We start from the raw sequence: 14647 nt of genomic DNA, 5'->3' as shown, positions 1-14647 counted from the left end.
TCCAGGCCGGCCCTTCGAGGATCCGGCGCGGTGCTCGTCACCTGACCGTCATGTCCTAATCGCCCGGTCGTCCCGGCCGGGTCACCGACGATTGCCGCAGCTCTGGTGTGCTGCCCAGGTCGACCGTTCGCGGCTCGGATGAGAGGCTGTCCCCGGCGGGGCGGCGGCCCCCACCGCTGCCACCCGCGATCGAACCCTGCCGACGGCGGGGCCGGGGCCCGACGCGAACCACCGATCGGGTGCCCGCCGCGCCGGAATCCCATGAGGAGTTCCATGTCCATCCCCGGGATGCGTAGGGCCGCCATCGGCCTGACCGCGCTCGCCGTGACCGCGTTCGGCGCGGTCGCCACAACCCCCGACCAGGCGGACGCCGGGCCCAAGCCGGTCGACGTCACCCTGCTGGCCCTGAACGACTTCCACGGCAACCTCGAACCGCCGAGCGGCTCCAGCGGCTCCATCGCCGGGCAGCCGGCGGGCGGCGTCGAGTACCTCGCCACCCACCTGGCCGAGCTGCGCGCGGCCGCCAAGAAGAAGAACACCATCACGGTGGCCGCCGGCGACCTGATCGGCGCGTCCCCGCTGCTCTCCGCGGCGTTCCACGACGAGCCGACGATCGAGGCGCTGTCGATGGCCGGGCTGGACTACGCCAGCGTCGGCAACCACGAGTTCGACGAGGGCGCCGACGAGCTGCTGCGTATCCAGAACGGCGGCTGCCACCCGGTCGACGGCTGCGCCGACGGCACCCCGTACGAGGGCGCCGGCTTCCAGTACCTGTCGGCCAACGCCTTCAAGACGGCGACCGGCCGCCCGCTGCTGCCCCCGTACGCGATCCACAAGGTGCAGGGCGTCAAGGTCGGCTTCATCGGCATGACGCTGGAGGGCACCCCGCAGATCGTCAGCCAGGAGGGTGTCGCCGGCCTGAGCTTCGCCGACGAGGCGGACACCGCCAACCGGTACGCCCGCGAGCTGCGCCGCAAGGGCGTCGAGGCGATCGTGGTGCTGCTGCACGAGGGTGGCGCCCAGGCCGCGACCGGTGGCATCAACGACTGCGTCGGGATGACCGGCCCGATCGTCGACATCGCCAACCGGATGGACCCGTCGATCGACGTGGTGGTCAGCGGGCACACCCACCAGGCGTACAACTGCAACATCAACGACAAGCTGGTCACCAGCGCCAGCTCGTTCGGTCGCCTGGTCACCGACATCGACCTGAAGATCGACCGGCGTACCGGTGACGTGCTCACCGCCACCGCCGAGAACGTGGTGGTCACCCGGGACGTCGACAAGGACCGGGCGCAGACCGACCTGATCGACCGGTACAAGGAGGTCCTCGGCCCGGTGGCCGGCCGCGTCGTCGGTGAGACCACCACGGCGATCACCAAGACGCAGGAGAACCTGCTCGCCACGTGCGACTCGCGGGTCCCCGCCAGCTGTGGTGAGTCCCCCTTGGGCAACCTGATCGCGGACGCGCAGCTCGCCGCCACCGACGACGAGCAGGGCGCGGTCGCCGCGTTCATGAACCCGGGCGGCGTCCGCGCCGACCTGGACGCCGGCCCGGTCACCTACGAGGAGGCGTTCACGGTGCAGCCGTTCGCCAACAACCTGGCGACCCTCGACCTCACCGGCGCGCAGCTGTACTGCCTGCTCGAGCAGCAGTTCATCACCGGCCGCATCCTCTACCCGTCGTCGACGGTGCGCTACGTCGTCGACCTGAACGGCACCACCGGCCCCAGCACGGACCCGTGCGCCGGCAGCCGGATCGTCCGCGGCAGCCTCACCTTCGGCGGCGTGGCGGTCGACACCGCCAGCACCTACCGGGTCACGGTGAACAACTTCCTGGCCGGCGGTGGTGACGGCTTCAGCGTCCTCACCGGCGGCACCAACCTGGTCACCGGCATGATCGACCTGGACGCCTTCGTGGCCTACCTGACTGCGGAGTCCCCGGTGTCGGCCCCGGCGCTGGACCGCATCCGCACCACCGCCGAGGTCGCCGCCGCCTGACGGCAGCACCCACGCGGATCGGGCCCCGGAGCGACGCCGCTCCGGGGCCCGACCCGTTCAGCCCGACGCAGCGACCGCGGGCGCAAAGACGACCGACCGCGGGCGTGAGGGATGGCCGGCCGCGGGTGCGAGCGCGATCTTCCCCGCGACCCGACGCCCCGGCGACCTGCCAGGGCCTCGGGTGGCTCGGGGTGGGTCAGGCGGCAGCCGGGGCGGGTTCCAAGGTCGTGGCGGGGGCCGGCACGCGACCGTCCTGCCCGGGGGTGAGCAGCCGGCGCAGGGAGAGGGCGAGCAGCGAGGCGACCAGGCAGCCACCGACCACGAAGGCGACCCAGATCCGGCCGTCGGCCGCGCCGATCAGCGGACCGGCGGTCACCGGGCCGATCACCCCGCTGATCCCGAAGATCATCGAGCTCATCGCGTTGTACCGGCCGCGCAACTCGTCGGTGGCCAGCGCGTTGGTCAACGCGGGCATCACCGGCGAGAGCATGGTCTCGCCGAAGCCGAAGATCGCCGAGCAGGCCATCACGCAGAGCGCCGCGAGCAGCGCGTTGCCCGTACCGACCACCCCGGCGAAGCCGAGGACCAGCCAGGCGGTCGCGAAGACCGCGCCCACCACGGCGAGGCCACCGGTACGGCTGCGCCCCTCCATCCGGCGGATCACCACCAGTTGGGCGAGCACGATCATCACCGTGTTGGCCGCCAGCGCCCACGCCACCACGCGCGGGGTCACCTCGGCCACCCGGACGGCGTACGCGGTGAAGCCGACCTCGATCTGGGCGTAGCCGCAGGTGGTGAGGACCAGGCCGAAGATCACCAGGCGGCGGAACGGGCGGTCGCGGAGCACGGTCAGGTAGCCGCCACTCGGGGCCTTGCCCTCGGTCGTACGGGTGGCGAGCCGGTGCCCGACGCCGGGCAGGGTCAGCAGGATCAGCGCCGGCATCAGGTAGGTCAGGGCGTCCAGCAGGTAGATCAGCTGGAAGGTGACCGGACGCCCGGTGTCGACGATCGCGCCGGAGGTCAGGCCGCCGATGCCGATACCGAGGTTGAGCAGCGCGAAGTTGAGCCCGAAGACCCGCTGCCGCTCGCCGTCGTCGGTGAGCGAGGCGAGGATGGTGTTCTGCCCGGACCAGATGGCGGAGCTACCGATGGCGATCACGGTCATCACCAGGAAGGCCGAGCCGGTCGAGTCGACCAGCGCCAGCGAGCCGGTGCCCACCGCCTCGATGAGCAGACAGGGCAGCACCACCCGGCGGGCGCCGAACCGGTCGATCAGCGTGCCGCCGACCGGCGACAGCGCCAGGGTCACCGCGCCGTACCAGCCGATCACCAGCCCGGCCCGGGCATCGGTGAGCCCGCGTACGTCGGTCAGGTAGATGAACAGGAACGGCAGGGTGAGACCGCGCCCGATCGCCGAGAGCAGGGTGCCGACGAGGATCCGGCGGGCTTCCGGACGACGGGGTAGGGCGCGACGCAGCATGTCAGCGATTCTGTTCGCCGGGTACGACAGGTGGCGAGCCGTTTACCGGCGCCCGCGCGGGTGCCCGGCCGTCGAGGTGACCAAGGCCACGACCGATGCCCGCCTCGACGGCGCGGGCTGACCGTACGCCCGTCGCCCTCGACCGCATCGCCGTCGGCCCGGCCCGCTCTGCCCGGCCCGGCCCGGCTCGGTCGGGCTCGGCTCGGCCCGGCTCGGCCCGGCTCGGCCCGGCTCGGCCCGGCTCGGCCCGGCTCGGCCCGGCTCGGCCCGGCTCGGCCCGGCTCGGCCCGGCTCGGCCCGGTCCGGCTCGGTCCGGTCCGGCTCGGTCCGGCCCGGCTCGCCCGGCTCGGGTGGGTCGCCTCGGCCGCCCGTGGTGTCGGGGTGCTCTGCCATGCTGGCCCGGTGACCGTGACCTGGCGACACCTGCCCGCGCCCGCCCGTGAGATCGCCGTCGCGGCCGCCGAGGCGGTCGGGGCCGCCCGGGCCCGTGACCCGGAGGCCTACGAGACGTCCGTCGGGCGGCTGGCCGGGGCGGAACGGTCGGGCCTCGTGCTCGGGGCGGTGGTCCGGCTGCTGCTGGAGGAGACCCACCCGGACGGGTTGGCCGGCGACGACGTACGGCAGGTGCTGGAACGCTGCGTCCGGTCGGCCGCCGGCTGGCGGCCGGACGTCGACCCGCACGTGGTGCTGGTGCTGCTCGCCGGTGCGCTCGGGGTGTACGACCCGGGCGACGACGACGCCCCGCCCGACCCGGCGGCGGTCGCCCGGCACGCGCCGCTGCTCGTCGCGGACCTGCTGGCGGTCACCGGCCGCCCACTCGACGGCTATCTGACCGCCGCCTTCGCCGAGATCGAGCGCACCGAGCGGAACGACTGACGGCGAAGGTCAGCGCAGGATCGGGGTCGAGCGCAGGTCGTCGGTCGCCGGGTCGCCACCGCGGCCGATCGACTTCCCGAACGCGCCCAGCTGCCGCGCCTTGTACGTGGTCCGCCCCGAGCCCAGCCAGTACTTCCACGGGTAGTCGGTCATCGCGTTGCCCAGCGCCGCGAAGTGCCGGGCGGCCCGGGGGCGGTCACCGGCCAGCGTCCAGGCGTACGCGAAGCGGCTGTGCGCCATCACCCAGCCGTGCACCGGCCGGTAGGTCGGGTGGTCCACCGAACGCTCGGCGGCCCGGCTCAGCTCGGCCCGGACCCAGGGCTGGCGCAGCCAGCCGGTGGCCGACTTCTCGGCGCGTGCCTGCTCGATGTGCGCCTCGGCCACCACCGCCGCGCTCAGCGAGCCGGGTGGCGCCTGCGCCGCGCACTCGGCGGCGAACGCGTGCAGCTGCGCGAACGAGCCGCCCCACTTCGGACAGAGCTGCTGGGCGAGGGCGATCTGCGCGTTGAACGGGTGCGGCCGGGAGCGGGCCGCCTGCTCGTAGCGGCGTCGCGCCTCGGCCTGCCCGACGCTCAGCCCTCGCGCGATGTGCACCCGGGTGGTCCACGCCGAGACGTTGCCCGGTTCACCGCCGGTGACCTGCTCGAGCAGTTCGTCGGCGCGGCCGAGGTAGGCGTGGAACCGCTCGAACTGCTCGGGCTTCGTGTACTTCGCGGCGCGGGCACCGCGCGCCGCCCAGCCCATTTTGACCCAGCGGGCGCCGAGCAGCGTCCCGGCCAGCTCCGGCGCCAGCGGGCCGTGCACTGCCGGTTCGAGGAACGTCTCGCTGCCATCGACGTTCGCCACCACCTCGGCGGCGAACGAGGGGTCGTGCTCGGCGGGCAGCCCGGCGAAGAAGTCGACCACGGCGGGCCAGTCCCGGCGCACGGCCGCCCGGCGCAGCGGTCGTAGGTCGGGGTGGTGGCTGGTGACGCTCAGCCTCGGCAGGCCGAACGCGGTGACGATCCTCGGGGCGGACACGCCGCAGAGCATAGGCATCCCCCGTCCGGCCCGCTGCCCCGCCACCGGCGCGGGTCGCGGTCGGTTCGGGCGGGCCACATCGACCATTCGTCCATCGGCATTCGTCGGGGCCACTTTCATCGCCGGCGCGTCCCGAGCCGTCCGGGTGTGGGCGCGGTAGCCGACCCGGAAACACCGGAGGGGCACATCCGATCGGATGTGCCCCTCCGCCGTTCGGTGCCGGGGACCGCCCGTCGTGGCGGCGCGCGGTCCCCGGGTCTCACCCGGTCACAGTTGCTTGGCCCGCTGCGGCGCCGGCGCCGTCGGGGTCACCGCTGAGGGATCCGCCGGGGCGGCGCCCCGCGCCCGCGCACCGGCCTCCCAGTCGGCTGGCGCCGACGGCGGGTACCGGTAGAAGGTGCCGACCACGTCCACCACCACGTCGCAGTAGCCGCTGGCGTTGTAGACGTTGAATCTGCGATCCGGCCCGACCATGGTCTGCACCGCGTTCGGCACGACCGACCCGGCGGTCGGGTTCAGGTTGGAGGTGCTCGGCCGGCCGATGCCGTCGATGCCCGCCGGCCAGACCGTCAGGAAGGTGGTCTGGGTCGGCTTGACGGCGGTCACGTTCGTCGCCAGCGCCCGCGTGTCGGCGTCCGTCACCGGGGACGGCGCGGCGATCGTCGCCGTCTGCCCCGGCCCGAGCCGCGCCGGCCAGCCCTGCCCGGCGCGGGTGTCCGCGATCCGGGTCGGTACGGCGGGCGAGAAGCGCAGCCCGTTGGGGAGCGTCCCGTCGTCGTAGAACCCGACGAGGTCCACGATGACGTGCGTGCTGGTGCTGGTGTACACCCCGATCGACGGCAGGCCGGTGGCGCTGCCGCAGTCGTCACAGGGTGTCGTCGGCACCACCGCGAAGTTCGGCACCGTGGCGCCCTTCACGTAGTTCAACGTCGACGTGCTCGGCAGCCCGTACGCGTATCCGCTCCAGGCGGTCAGGAAGCCGGAACCGGTCGGCGAGGTGGCGGTGATGTTGACCGCGAACGCGCGGACCCGCGGGTTGATGGTGCTGTTCCAGTTCGCGGCCGAGTTGAGGTAGTGGTCGGCCGGAAGGCGGGAGCCCCAGGTCCGCGTGTCGGTGAGCCGGATCGGCTTGGCGAGCGCGTGGTACTGCCCGCCGTCGTAGCCAGAGCAGCACTCGTGGCCCTTGGAGTAGTAACCGAACACGTCGGCGACGAGGTGCGTCGAAGCGCCGGCGTTGTAGAGGTTCACCTTGCCGTTCGCGCCGACCTTGACGGTGACCGAGTTGGCTCCGGTCCAGCCCTTGACGTAGTTCAGCGACGAGGCGTTCGGGCGTGCCACGTCCGACGGGTACACCGTGACGAAGCCGCTGCCGGTGGGCCCGGTGACGGTCACGTTGAGCACCACGGTCGAGGCGTCGGTGGGCACGCCACCGGCCCCGGTGACCTGGAGCGACACCACCTTCCCCGAGCCGACCATCGCCTTCGGCGCGCCCTTGCCGGAGCGGGTGTCCAGGATCCGGTACGGCGACATCGTGGAGTAGGTGCCCTTGTCGGACTTGTACCCGTTGACGCCCAGCGAGATCTGCGTCGAGCCGGCGAAGCTGTCGTCCGGCAGCGAGACGACCGCCCCACCCTGGGTGTTCTCGGTGGGCCGGGCGACGGCGGTGATCGCGCAGGTCTGCCCCTTGGCCAGGGTCCGGCCGGAGCAGGCGTCGTTGGTGATCTTGAAGTAGGCCGCGTTCGCGCCGACGATCGACGCCGTGCCGAAGGTGATCGGCACGTCGCCCGCCCCGGTGAGGGTCACCGTCTTCGGCGCCGAGGTCTCGTACGCCGCGACGTAGCCGAAGTCGAAGTACGACGGCGAGGCGATGGCGCCCCGGGCGTCGAAGCCCTCCAGGGACAGCAGCCGGGCCACCTTGCCGGCGACCGAGTTCTCGACCAGGGTCAGCACCGCGGTCTGCTCACCGATCGCCGACGCCCTCGGGGTGACGGTCAGCTTGCAGGTCTGGCCGTACGAGAGGGTCTGGCCGGAGCAGGTGTTCGCCGAGATCTCGAACGCGGCCGGGTTCGCCCCGGAGAGCGAGGCCGCGCCGAACGTGGTCGGCTCCGTCCCGTTCACCTCGACGGTGACGTCCTGCGGAGTGCCGGCGGCGCCGGCCGGCTGCCGCCCCATCTGCAGCCGGTACTCCCAGCTGTCGGTGGCCTTGTACCCGATGCTCGACTGGAAGCGGATCTCGCCCTTGGCCGTGTCGGTGCCGCCACAGGGGATCGAGAAGCTGGCAGCGAAGGCGGTGAACTTGCCCGTCTCGTCGTCGTACTCGGCCTCGGCGACGTCCAGCGTGCCGGTCGCGCCGCTGCTGCAGCCCTGCCCGTCACCCGAGACGTTGAGCGTGGTGATCGACTCCTGCGGGCTGAAGTTGGTCCTGGTCTCGTAGGACTGCCCCGCGGTGAACCGGGTGCCCACCGGCGGGGTGACGTTCAGGTCGTGCCAGTGGTCGCCGTCGAAGCCGCGCATCACGAGTGCGTAGCCGTTCGCGTTCTGCTGGTAGATCTCCAGCGTGTTGCGGGAGGCCTCGTAGGAGAAGTTGCCGTCGATGTAGCCCCAGCCGTCGAAGTGCATGGTGAAGGCGGTGTGCGGGGCGGCGGGTGGATCGGCTGCCTCGGCCCGTGCCGGGGCGGCCACTGTGGTGGATGTCAGTAGGACTGCGATGGCGCCGACCAGGGCGCCACGTAGGGTGCGCACGGTTCCCCCATGGAAGGTCGATGGCGCGGGATGCCGGGCGATCGCCCGGCGCGATGACCATAGGAGATCGATGCGAGCGCGGCAATGAGCCGGATGACCGAGGCGCTCCACCCATCAACGGTCGGTGGGCACCGCGGCGACAGTGAGCCGATCGCCGCCCCCGACGGCGGCGGCTACCCCAGGCCGCTCGCACCGGCTCGCGAAACAGGAGGCGAGTACCTGGTCCACGACGTGCCGGTCTCCGGCAGCGTCTACGCTGTCACCGAGAAGGGCGGATCGTGATCGTTACATCTTGCCGGGCACTGACTCCACGGCTGTCCGGGGTCGGCCGATGAGCACCATCGCATTCCTCAACATCGCCATGCACGGGCACGTCAACCCGACGTTGCCGGTCGTGGCCGAGCTGGTCAGTCGTGGTCACTCCGTCACCTACCACGCGCCGCCCGGCTATGCCGAGCAGATCGCCGCCACGGGCGCGCGGGTGCTCAGCTACTCCGGGGACGACGTACCGCTCTCCGGCCCGCCGACGCCGGTCACGGTGATGGAGCAGCTCGCGCGCACCGCCGTACGCGTGCTGCCCGCCGTCCTCGCCGATCTGCGCGGCGCCCGGCCCGACCTGATCGTGCACGACTCCCTCTGCCCATGGGGGCCGGTGGCCGCGCGGGAACTCGACGTGCCGGCGGCGTCGTCGTTCACCACCTTCGCGTTCAACCGGCAGGTGCCCAGCCCCACCCGTGCCTCCTGGGAGCTGCTCGCCGCGGCGGCGGCCCGACCCCGCCCCGCCGGGGGCTACCTGAGGTCGCGTTGGGAGCTGCGCCGCCGCTACGACACGGGTGCGCTGCCCCTGGTCGACCTGGCGAACATCCGTCAGCCGCTGAACCTGGTCTACACCTCGCGGGCGTTCCACCCCGGGGCTGACAGCTTCGACCAGTCCTACCGGTTCGTCGGGCCGAGCGTCGGCTCCCGCCCGGTCGACTCGTCGTTCCCGCTCGACCGGCTCCGTGACCCGGTGCTGTACGCCTCGCTGGGCACGGTGTTCAAGGCCGACCCGCAGTTGCTGCGCAACCTCGCCACCGCGCTCGCCCCGCTGGGTGGCACCGTGGTCATCTCCACCGGGCAGACCGACCCGGACGCGCTCGGTACGCTGCCGGCCAACGTGCTCGCCCACCGCTCCGTGCCGCAGCCGGAGGTGCTGGCCCGCGCGGCGCTGTTCCTCACCCACGGCGGGGTGAACAGCGTCAACGAAGCTTTGTACGCCGGCGTACCGATGCTGGTGGTCCCCCAGGGTGCCGACCAGTCGTTGGTGGCTACCCGCATCGTCGAACTCGACGCCGGCCTCTCGGTCCGCACCGAGGAGATCGACGCGGAGGTCGTCCGCGCGCTCGCCCAGCGGCTGCTCGACGAGCCCCGGTTCCGGGCCGCCGCGGATACCCTGCGGGCCGCCCAGCGCGCGGCCGGCGGCTATTCGCGCGCCGCCGACGAACTGGAGCGCTACGCGCAGCGGGCCGGGCAGGTCGTTGTCGATCAGCCGGCACAGGACTGACGAATGCCTGCCGTCGTCGCCGTCCTGCTGCTGCTCGCCGGGCTGTCCGAGGCCGCCGGGCGGCTCCTGCCCGTGGTGGCACGCCTGTCCGGCGCGTCCCGTAGGAGGGTGGTCGGGTTGATGCTGGCCGGCGCCATCGTCGACGGCGCCGTGTTCGCGCTCTGGCCGCTGTCCGCGTGGACCCTCGCCGAGCTGGTGCTGACCACCGCCCCCTCCGAGGAGGCCGCGCTGGTCTGGACGCCGGGCCTGGCCGCCCCGCTGCTGCTCGCCGCCGTCCTCGCGTTCCCGCTGCTCGGGCCGCTGCTGCACCTGCTGCTCATGGCCGGAGTGGGGGCCGGCCTCGCCACCGCGCTCGCCGCGACGGCGGGGGTCGGTTGGTGGGACGCCGCCGGCTGCGTCGCCGTCGCGGGGGTCGGGCTCGGTGTCGCCGTCGAGGGCGTCCGCCGCCTGGTCGTGCGGCTCAACACCAGAAGAGCGCCGGAGCCGGTCACATGATCGAGTTCGCGCTCCTGCTGCTGCTCGCCGGGATCGGGCCGGTCCTGATCGCCGAAGCGCTGCTCGCCCGCTACGAGGTGCTGGCCTACGCCGCGGGCTGGCGGACTCCCACCACCGCGCTCCCCGCGGGCATGCCGTACGCCCGGGGCGCGGACCCGGACCGCCCGCCGGACGCCTACCTGGTCTATCTGGACGGCATCGGGAAACGCCGCTTCCACGACACCCGGGACGGCGGCCGGCTGGTGAAGTCCCTGATCGCGGGAGCACCCGAGCTCCGGGTGCTGGGCCAGGTGCAGCCCTACTCTCCGCTGGCCAACCCGCTCGCCAACCGGCCGGTGTGGGTCTGGCTGCGCCGCCACATCGGGCTGGTGCTGTTCCTGCACAACGTGGTGCAGATCTTCGTCGCCGCCGACCGCCGGTACCGTCCCCTGTACAACCGCGCCGTCGGTGCACAGATCGCCACCCAGCTCCGGCTCGCCGGTTACCGGCCGGACAGCGACGTCCCCGTGGTGCTGCTCTGTTACAGCGGTGGCGCCCAGGTCGCCACCGGCGCGGTGAACGAACTCTGGTCCCAGCTGCGCTGCCCGCTCTGGCTGATCACTCTCGGCGGGTTCCACAACGGCGCCAACGACATCGACCACGCCCAGGGGCTCTGCCAGCTCACCAGCGCCGGCGACCGGATCGAGCGGGTCGGCGCCCGGATCTTCCCGCAGCGGTGGCGGTTGTTCCGCTGGAGCGGGTGGAACCGGGCCGAGCGCGCAGGGAAGATCACGGTGCACCGGCTCGATCCGGCCACCCACGTCGGTCCCCGTAGCTACATCAGCCCGGAGGCCCGGCTGCCCGACGGCCGCAGCTACCTCGACCGGACCGCCGACACGGTGATCGCGCTGATCCGGGACCGCCTGGGCACCACCACCGGGTGACCCGCCGGGACCGCTGCCGTGACCGGTTTGACCCTGGGCGGCCGCTGTGCCCGGGGGAAACCGCCCTCATCCGGTCGCTGTGCCGGGTGCGTGTGACGGCGAGCGCAGCGGGAAGGTCGGTCGGGTGACTGATCCAGGGGAGCTGGCACGCAGCGCACTCCAGCGAATCCACCAGGCGGCCGTCAGACATCGGGACACCGAGCTGCACCACGCGGCCGACGACATCGTTCGGGCGGCCCTGGCGAGGGGCCTCGACCCCGGGCCGGTCGAGTCATACCGCCCCTGCCCGGTGTGCGCGGCGGAACCGGGACAGTTGTGCATCAGCGTCCCTGGCCGTCCCGTCCACCCGGGCGACATACACCCCGAGCGTACGAAGTAGGAGCGACCACGTCTGGACCGGCTCGACGGCGTCGGCGCTGGCAGCCGGCCTCGGTCAGCTGATGTGAGCGGCGATGGTGCGCGCGCACACCAGGGACTCGGTGTGCGTGGTGTCCACCTCGATGTCGTAGGTGACGTCGTGGTGCACCGCCGCTGCCTGCAACGCGGCCATCCCCGGCACCCGGTCGCCCCGGGTAATCTCGCGACCTGCGGCGACCGAGCTCTGGCACCGGACGCCGACCCACAGCACGTCCAGCCCGGCAAGGGCCTGCTGCCACCGCTGCTGGGATGCCGCCCCGCCGAGGAAGACGTCGTCGACGATGACCCGGGCACCGGCCCGGTGAAGCGGTCGCGAAGCCCGGCCGACAGGCTCGCGGGACATGGGTGTCGTCCGATGCCACCTTGCGCTGCGAAGCAGGGCCTTATCTGCCGCCTCGTGTCGTCTCCTGCCGGCCGCTGCTGGTGGTCCCGATGTCTCCTCGCTGCCTATCCCGCTTGGCGGCCGGCCGACTCCGGCGGGTCGCCCACCGTCGCCGTGGCGGCGTTCAGCACGGCCCGGAGCGGGACGTGTGGGAAGCCGTCGCCGGTGTCCGGCCCTAGCCGGGTGCTGTAGAAGGGTTCGTCGTCGCGGTCGGCGTCGTCCTGATGGGCCCAGAGGTTGCCGGCCTCGTCGCGCTGCCAGGTGACCTTCTCACCACGGAAGTCGGCGCGTTCGAGCCAGTCGGCGCCGCACGGCCAGTAGCCCTTCCAGTGCGGCGGGCGTAACGCGGCGTATGCCTCGTCGACGGCGGCGACGGCCCGGTCCACGTCGTCATCGTCGAAGACGGCGGCGAATCGGCACAGCAGGGCCAATGGAGCCCCGGGGTGCTGCAGCCGCGGATTCCGCGCGGCGATCGCCCGGCAGATCAGGTCGAGTTCGGCCCAGCGCAACGCGTGCGGGTGCCAGTGTGCGAGGTCGTCCCATCCGAGCTCGGCCGGCTCTGCCAGGTCGGGGGTGGTGATACCCAGGCTGTAGGAGTCGGTCGAGGCGTCGATGCTCAGTACGACCTCGTGGCCATCGCCGACCTCGAAGGCCACGTCGAGCGACGAGTCGGCGGAATCCTCATCCGCGTCATCGTCATCGTCGTCATCGTCGTTGTTCAGTAGGTCTTCGAGGTCACCAAGCCGATCCGCCCCGGGTCCCTCCTCGTGGGCGAAGGTATACCGCGCCCAGAACACCGGATCGTGCAATGACTCCTGCAACACTGAGGGAATCGCCACCAAGAGAACCTATAGCGACGTCGGCCTCTGCTTCCACGGGCGGCCGGCCACGTACCCCACCAAGAGCACCGAGGCCACCGGGCACGCACTCCTGCCGCAAGCTGAGCCGTGATTGCCGGAAACGAATCAAGGCCCCTCTGCGGAGGGGCCTTGACCTGCGTTTACCTCTGGTCGGGGTGGCCGGATTTGAACCGACGACCTCTTCGTCCCGAACGAAGCGCGCTACCAAACTGCGCCACACCCCGAGGCGTGCCGACAAATAGTAGCCCACCCGCTTCGACGGTCAAACTCGGTACCCCCACCGCCGCCCGACCGCCCGCGGAACGGCGCAGTTCCGCACAACTTCCCGGATGTAGTGGCCTCACCAGGCCGTGGACACCACTACTTCCCGGATGTTGCGCGGATCTTGGGCCGCTCGCGCCGGCCGCCGGCCGCCGCCCGCACCGGGCGGCCTGCCTGAGGCGGGCCGGGGGTCGCCGGTGCGGGCAGGCCGTCGGACCGGGCGGGGCGGTCAGCGGGGGATGAGGGTGAGGACGCTGGCCTCGGGCGGGCAGGCGAACCGGACCGGTGCGGTGGGGTGCGTACCGAGGCCGGCGGAGACGTGCAGCCAGGAGTCCGAGTCGGGCCACCGGTGCAGCCCCCGGGCCATCGACCGGGGCAGACCGCAGTTGGTCACCAGGGCGCCGAAGCCCGGCACGCAGACCTGGCCGCCGTGGGTGTGCCCGGCGAGCAGCAGCCCGAAGCCGTCGGCGGCCATCTGGTCGAGCACCCGCGGCTCGGGGGAGTGGCTGAGCGCGATCGACAGGTCGGCCGAGGGGGAGACCGGCCCGGCCACCGCGGAGTAGTCGTCCCGCTCGATGTGCGGATCGTCGACGCCGGCCAGCTCGACCACCCGGCCACCGGCCTTGATCGTGGTACGGGCGTTGTTCAGGTCCACCCAGCCGGCGCCGGCGAGCACCTCGCGCAGCTCCTCGTGCGGCAGCTCGACGCCCTCGGTGTACTCGCGGTCCGGCAGGAAGTAGGTGAACGGGTTCTTCCAGACCGGGCCGGTGTAGTCGTTGGAGCCGAAGACGAAGGCGCCCGGGTAGTCGAGCAGCGGTTGGAGCGCCCGCAGCACCCCCGGCACGGCATCCGGGTGCGCCATGTTGTCCCCGGTCACCACGACCAGGTCGGGGTCGAGGGCGGCGAGCGAGGCCACCCAGCGCTGCTTGCGCGCCTGGTCGGGCGTCATGTGCAGATCCGACAGGTGCAGCACGCGCAGCGGCTCGGCGTCGGCCGGCAGCACCGGCACGTCGTACCGCCGCAGGGTGAACATGTTGCGCTCGACGAGCGACGCGTAGGCCAGGGTGGCCGCGCCCACCGCGGCGGTTCCGGCCGCGAGCCGGAATAGTGTGCGCTTTCGCATGGCGTTCAGGGTAGTTTGACCGTCCATGAGCACGCTGAAGGACCGCCTCACCGCCGACATGCGCGCCGCTCTCAAGGCGCGCGACGAGCTGACCACCTCCACGCTGCGGATGGCCCTGGCGGCCGTCGGCACCGCCGAGGTCGCCGGCAAGGCCAAGCGGGACCTCACCGACGACGAGGTGCTGGCGGTGCTGACCAAGGAGGCGAAGAAGCGGCGCGAGGCCGCGACCGCCTTCGCCGACGCGGGCCGCACCGACCAGGCCGCGAAGGAGACCGCCGAGGGCGAGGTGCTGGAGCGCTACCTGCCGAAGCAGCTCTCCGACTCCGAGCTGGCCGAGCTGGTCGCGGGGGCGCTCGCCGCGGGCGGGTTCACCGGCAAGGCGCAGATGGGCCCGGCCATGAAGGCGGCCCAGGGCGCGGTGGCCGGCCGGGCCGAGGGGGGCCGGGTGGCCGCCGAGGTACGCCGGCAGCTCGGCCTCTGACCCCGCCGGCTCCGGCCGGCGTACGCGAAACGGGCGGGCACCC

General features: G+C 72.6%; 14 protein-coding genes and 1 tRNA gene. 8 read left to right on the top strand and 7 right to left on the bottom strand.

Going from position 1 to position 14647, the window contains the following annotated elements:
• Positions 1-273: 273 nt before the first annotated feature.
• Positions 274-2001 (top strand): bifunctional metallophosphatase/5'-nucleotidase, encoded by a 1728-nt coding sequence (locus GA0070609_RS27475; RefSeq protein ID WP_088996476.1) that lies wholly within the window; start codon positions 274-276, stop codon positions 1999-2001.
• Positions 2002-2197: 196 nt separating this feature from the next.
• Here the strand turns inward: GA0070609_RS27475 and GA0070609_RS27470 are convergent, their stop codons facing one another.
• Positions 2198-3481 (bottom strand): MFS transporter, encoded by a 1284-nt coding sequence (locus tag GA0070609_RS27470; RefSeq protein ID WP_088996475.1) that lies wholly within the window; start codon positions 3479-3481, stop codon positions 2198-2200.
• 402 nt (positions 3482-3883) lie between these two features.
• Here GA0070609_RS27470 and GA0070609_RS27465 point away from each other — a divergent pair, with 402 nt between their 5' ends.
• On the top strand, positions 3884-4357 hold the full coding sequence (locus tag GA0070609_RS27465; protein ID WP_231928431.1) for a hypothetical protein: 474 nt from the start codon (positions 3884-3886) through the stop codon (positions 4355-4357).
• A 9-nt stretch (positions 4358-4366) separates the two neighbouring features.
• Here the strand turns inward: GA0070609_RS27465 and GA0070609_RS27460 are convergent, their stop codons facing one another.
• Positions 4367-5377 (bottom strand): hypothetical protein, encoded by a 1011-nt coding sequence (locus GA0070609_RS27460; RefSeq protein ID WP_157748310.1) that lies wholly within the window; start codon positions 5375-5377, stop codon positions 4367-4369.
• Positions 5378-5644: 267 nt separating this feature from the next.
• Positions 5645-8119: a choice-of-anchor D domain-containing protein gene (locus GA0070609_RS27455; protein ID WP_157748309.1), complete on the bottom strand. Its 2475-nt coding sequence runs from the start codon at positions 8117-8119 to the stop codon at positions 5645-5647.
• 93 nt (positions 8120-8212) lie between these two features.
• Between GA0070609_RS27455 and GA0070609_RS27450 the strand changes: the two genes are divergently transcribed.
• From GA0070609_RS27450 to GA0070609_RS35365, 5 genes are read left to right on the top strand one after another with little or no spacing between them, the layout of a single operon-like run.
• On the top strand, positions 8213-8401 hold the full coding sequence (locus GA0070609_RS27450) for a hypothetical protein (RefSeq protein WP_157748308.1): 189 nt from the start codon (positions 8213-8215) through the stop codon (positions 8399-8401).
• 49 nt (positions 8402-8450) lie between these two features.
• Positions 8451-9662 (top strand): macrolide family glycosyltransferase, encoded by a 1212-nt coding sequence (locus tag GA0070609_RS27445; RefSeq protein WP_088996471.1) that lies wholly within the window; start codon positions 8451-8453, stop codon positions 9660-9662.
• Positions 9663-9665: 3 nt separating this feature from the next.
• Entirely contained in the window at positions 9666-10157 is a 492-nt protein-coding gene (locus GA0070609_RS27440; RefSeq protein ID WP_088996470.1) for a hypothetical protein, read from the top strand.
• Entirely contained in the window at positions 10154-11080 is a 927-nt protein-coding gene (locus GA0070609_RS27435; RefSeq protein WP_088996469.1) for a hypothetical protein, read from the top strand. Before GA0070609_RS27440 ends, GA0070609_RS27435 begins: the two co-directional genes overlap by 4 nt.
• 46 nt (positions 11081-11126) lie before the next feature.
• Positions 11127-11459 carry a zinc finger domain-containing protein gene (locus GA0070609_RS35365; RefSeq protein ID WP_456299181.1) on the top strand — a complete coding sequence of 111 codons (333 nt, stop codon included), beginning with the start codon at positions 11127-11129 and terminating at the stop codon, positions 11457-11459.
• Positions 11460-11513: 54 nt separating this feature from the next.
• Here GA0070609_RS35365 and GA0070609_RS27430 read toward each other — a convergent pair whose 3' ends face one another.
• The 4 genes from GA0070609_RS27430 to GA0070609_RS27415 form a co-directional block, all read right to left on the bottom strand.
• Positions 11514-11840: a phosphotransferase-like protein gene (locus GA0070609_RS27430; RefSeq protein WP_088996468.1), complete on the bottom strand. Its 327-nt coding sequence runs from the start codon at positions 11838-11840 to the stop codon at positions 11514-11516.
• A 104-nt stretch (positions 11841-11944) separates the two neighbouring features.
• Positions 11945-12718 (bottom strand): hypothetical protein, encoded by a 774-nt coding sequence (locus GA0070609_RS27425; RefSeq protein ID WP_088996467.1) that lies wholly within the window; start codon positions 12716-12718, stop codon positions 11945-11947.
• 168 nt (positions 12719-12886) lie between these two features.
• Positions 12887-12963, bottom strand: a tRNA-Pro gene (locus GA0070609_RS27420).
• Positions 12964-13229: 266 nt separating this feature from the next.
• Entirely contained in the window at positions 13230-14123 is an 894-nt protein-coding gene (locus GA0070609_RS27415; RefSeq protein WP_088996466.1) for a metallophosphoesterase, read from the bottom strand.
• A 25-nt stretch (positions 14124-14148) separates the two neighbouring features.
• Here GA0070609_RS27415 and GA0070609_RS27410 point away from each other — a divergent pair, with 25 nt between their 5' ends.
• A complete protein-coding gene (locus GA0070609_RS27410; protein ID WP_088996465.1) occupies positions 14149-14604 on the top strand; it encodes a GatB/YqeY domain-containing protein in 456 nt (151 codons plus the stop codon).
• The last annotated feature ends 43 nt before the right edge of the window (positions 14605-14647 follow it).

This window comes from Micromonospora echinaurantiaca (assembly GCF_900090235.1).
GTDB lineage: Bacteria > Actinomycetota > Actinomycetes > Mycobacteriales > Micromonosporaceae > Micromonospora > Micromonospora echinaurantiaca.
Note: the sequence above shows the minus strand (reverse complement) of the source record. Positions and strands in the feature narration are given on the sequence as shown.

Excerpts from the sequence above, each read along its gene's own strand:
- GA0070609_RS27475 (WP_088996476.1), top strand. The coding sequence starts at position 274 with ATGTCCATCCCCGGGATGCGTAGGGCCGCCATCGGCCTGACCGCGCTC.
- GA0070609_RS27470 (WP_088996475.1), bottom strand. The coding sequence starts at position 3,481 with ATGCTGCGTCGCGCCCTACCCCGTCGTCCGGAAGCCCGCCGGATCCTC.
- GA0070609_RS27450 (WP_157748308.1), top strand. The coding sequence starts at position 8,213 with ATGACCGAGGCGCTCCACCCATCAACGGTCGGTGGGCACCGCGGCGAC.
- GA0070609_RS27445 (WP_088996471.1), top strand. The coding sequence starts at position 8,451 with ATGAGCACCATCGCATTCCTCAACATCGCCATGCACGGGCACGTCAAC.
- GA0070609_RS27440 (WP_088996470.1), top strand. The coding sequence starts at position 9,666 with ATGCCTGCCGTCGTCGCCGTCCTGCTGCTGCTCGCCGGGCTGTCCGAG.
- GA0070609_RS27435 (WP_088996469.1), top strand. The coding sequence starts at position 10,154 with ATGATCGAGTTCGCGCTCCTGCTGCTGCTCGCCGGGATCGGGCCGGTC.
- GA0070609_RS27430 (WP_088996468.1), bottom strand. The coding sequence starts at position 11,840 with ATGTCCCGCGAGCCTGTCGGCCGGGCTTCGCGACCGCTTCACCGGGCC.
- GA0070609_RS27415 (WP_088996466.1), bottom strand. The coding sequence starts at position 14,123 with ATGCGAAAGCGCACACTATTCCGGCTCGCGGCCGGAACCGCCGCGGTG.
- GA0070609_RS27410 (WP_088996465.1), top strand. The coding sequence starts at position 14,149 with ATGAGCACGCTGAAGGACCGCCTCACCGCCGACATGCGCGCCGCTCTC.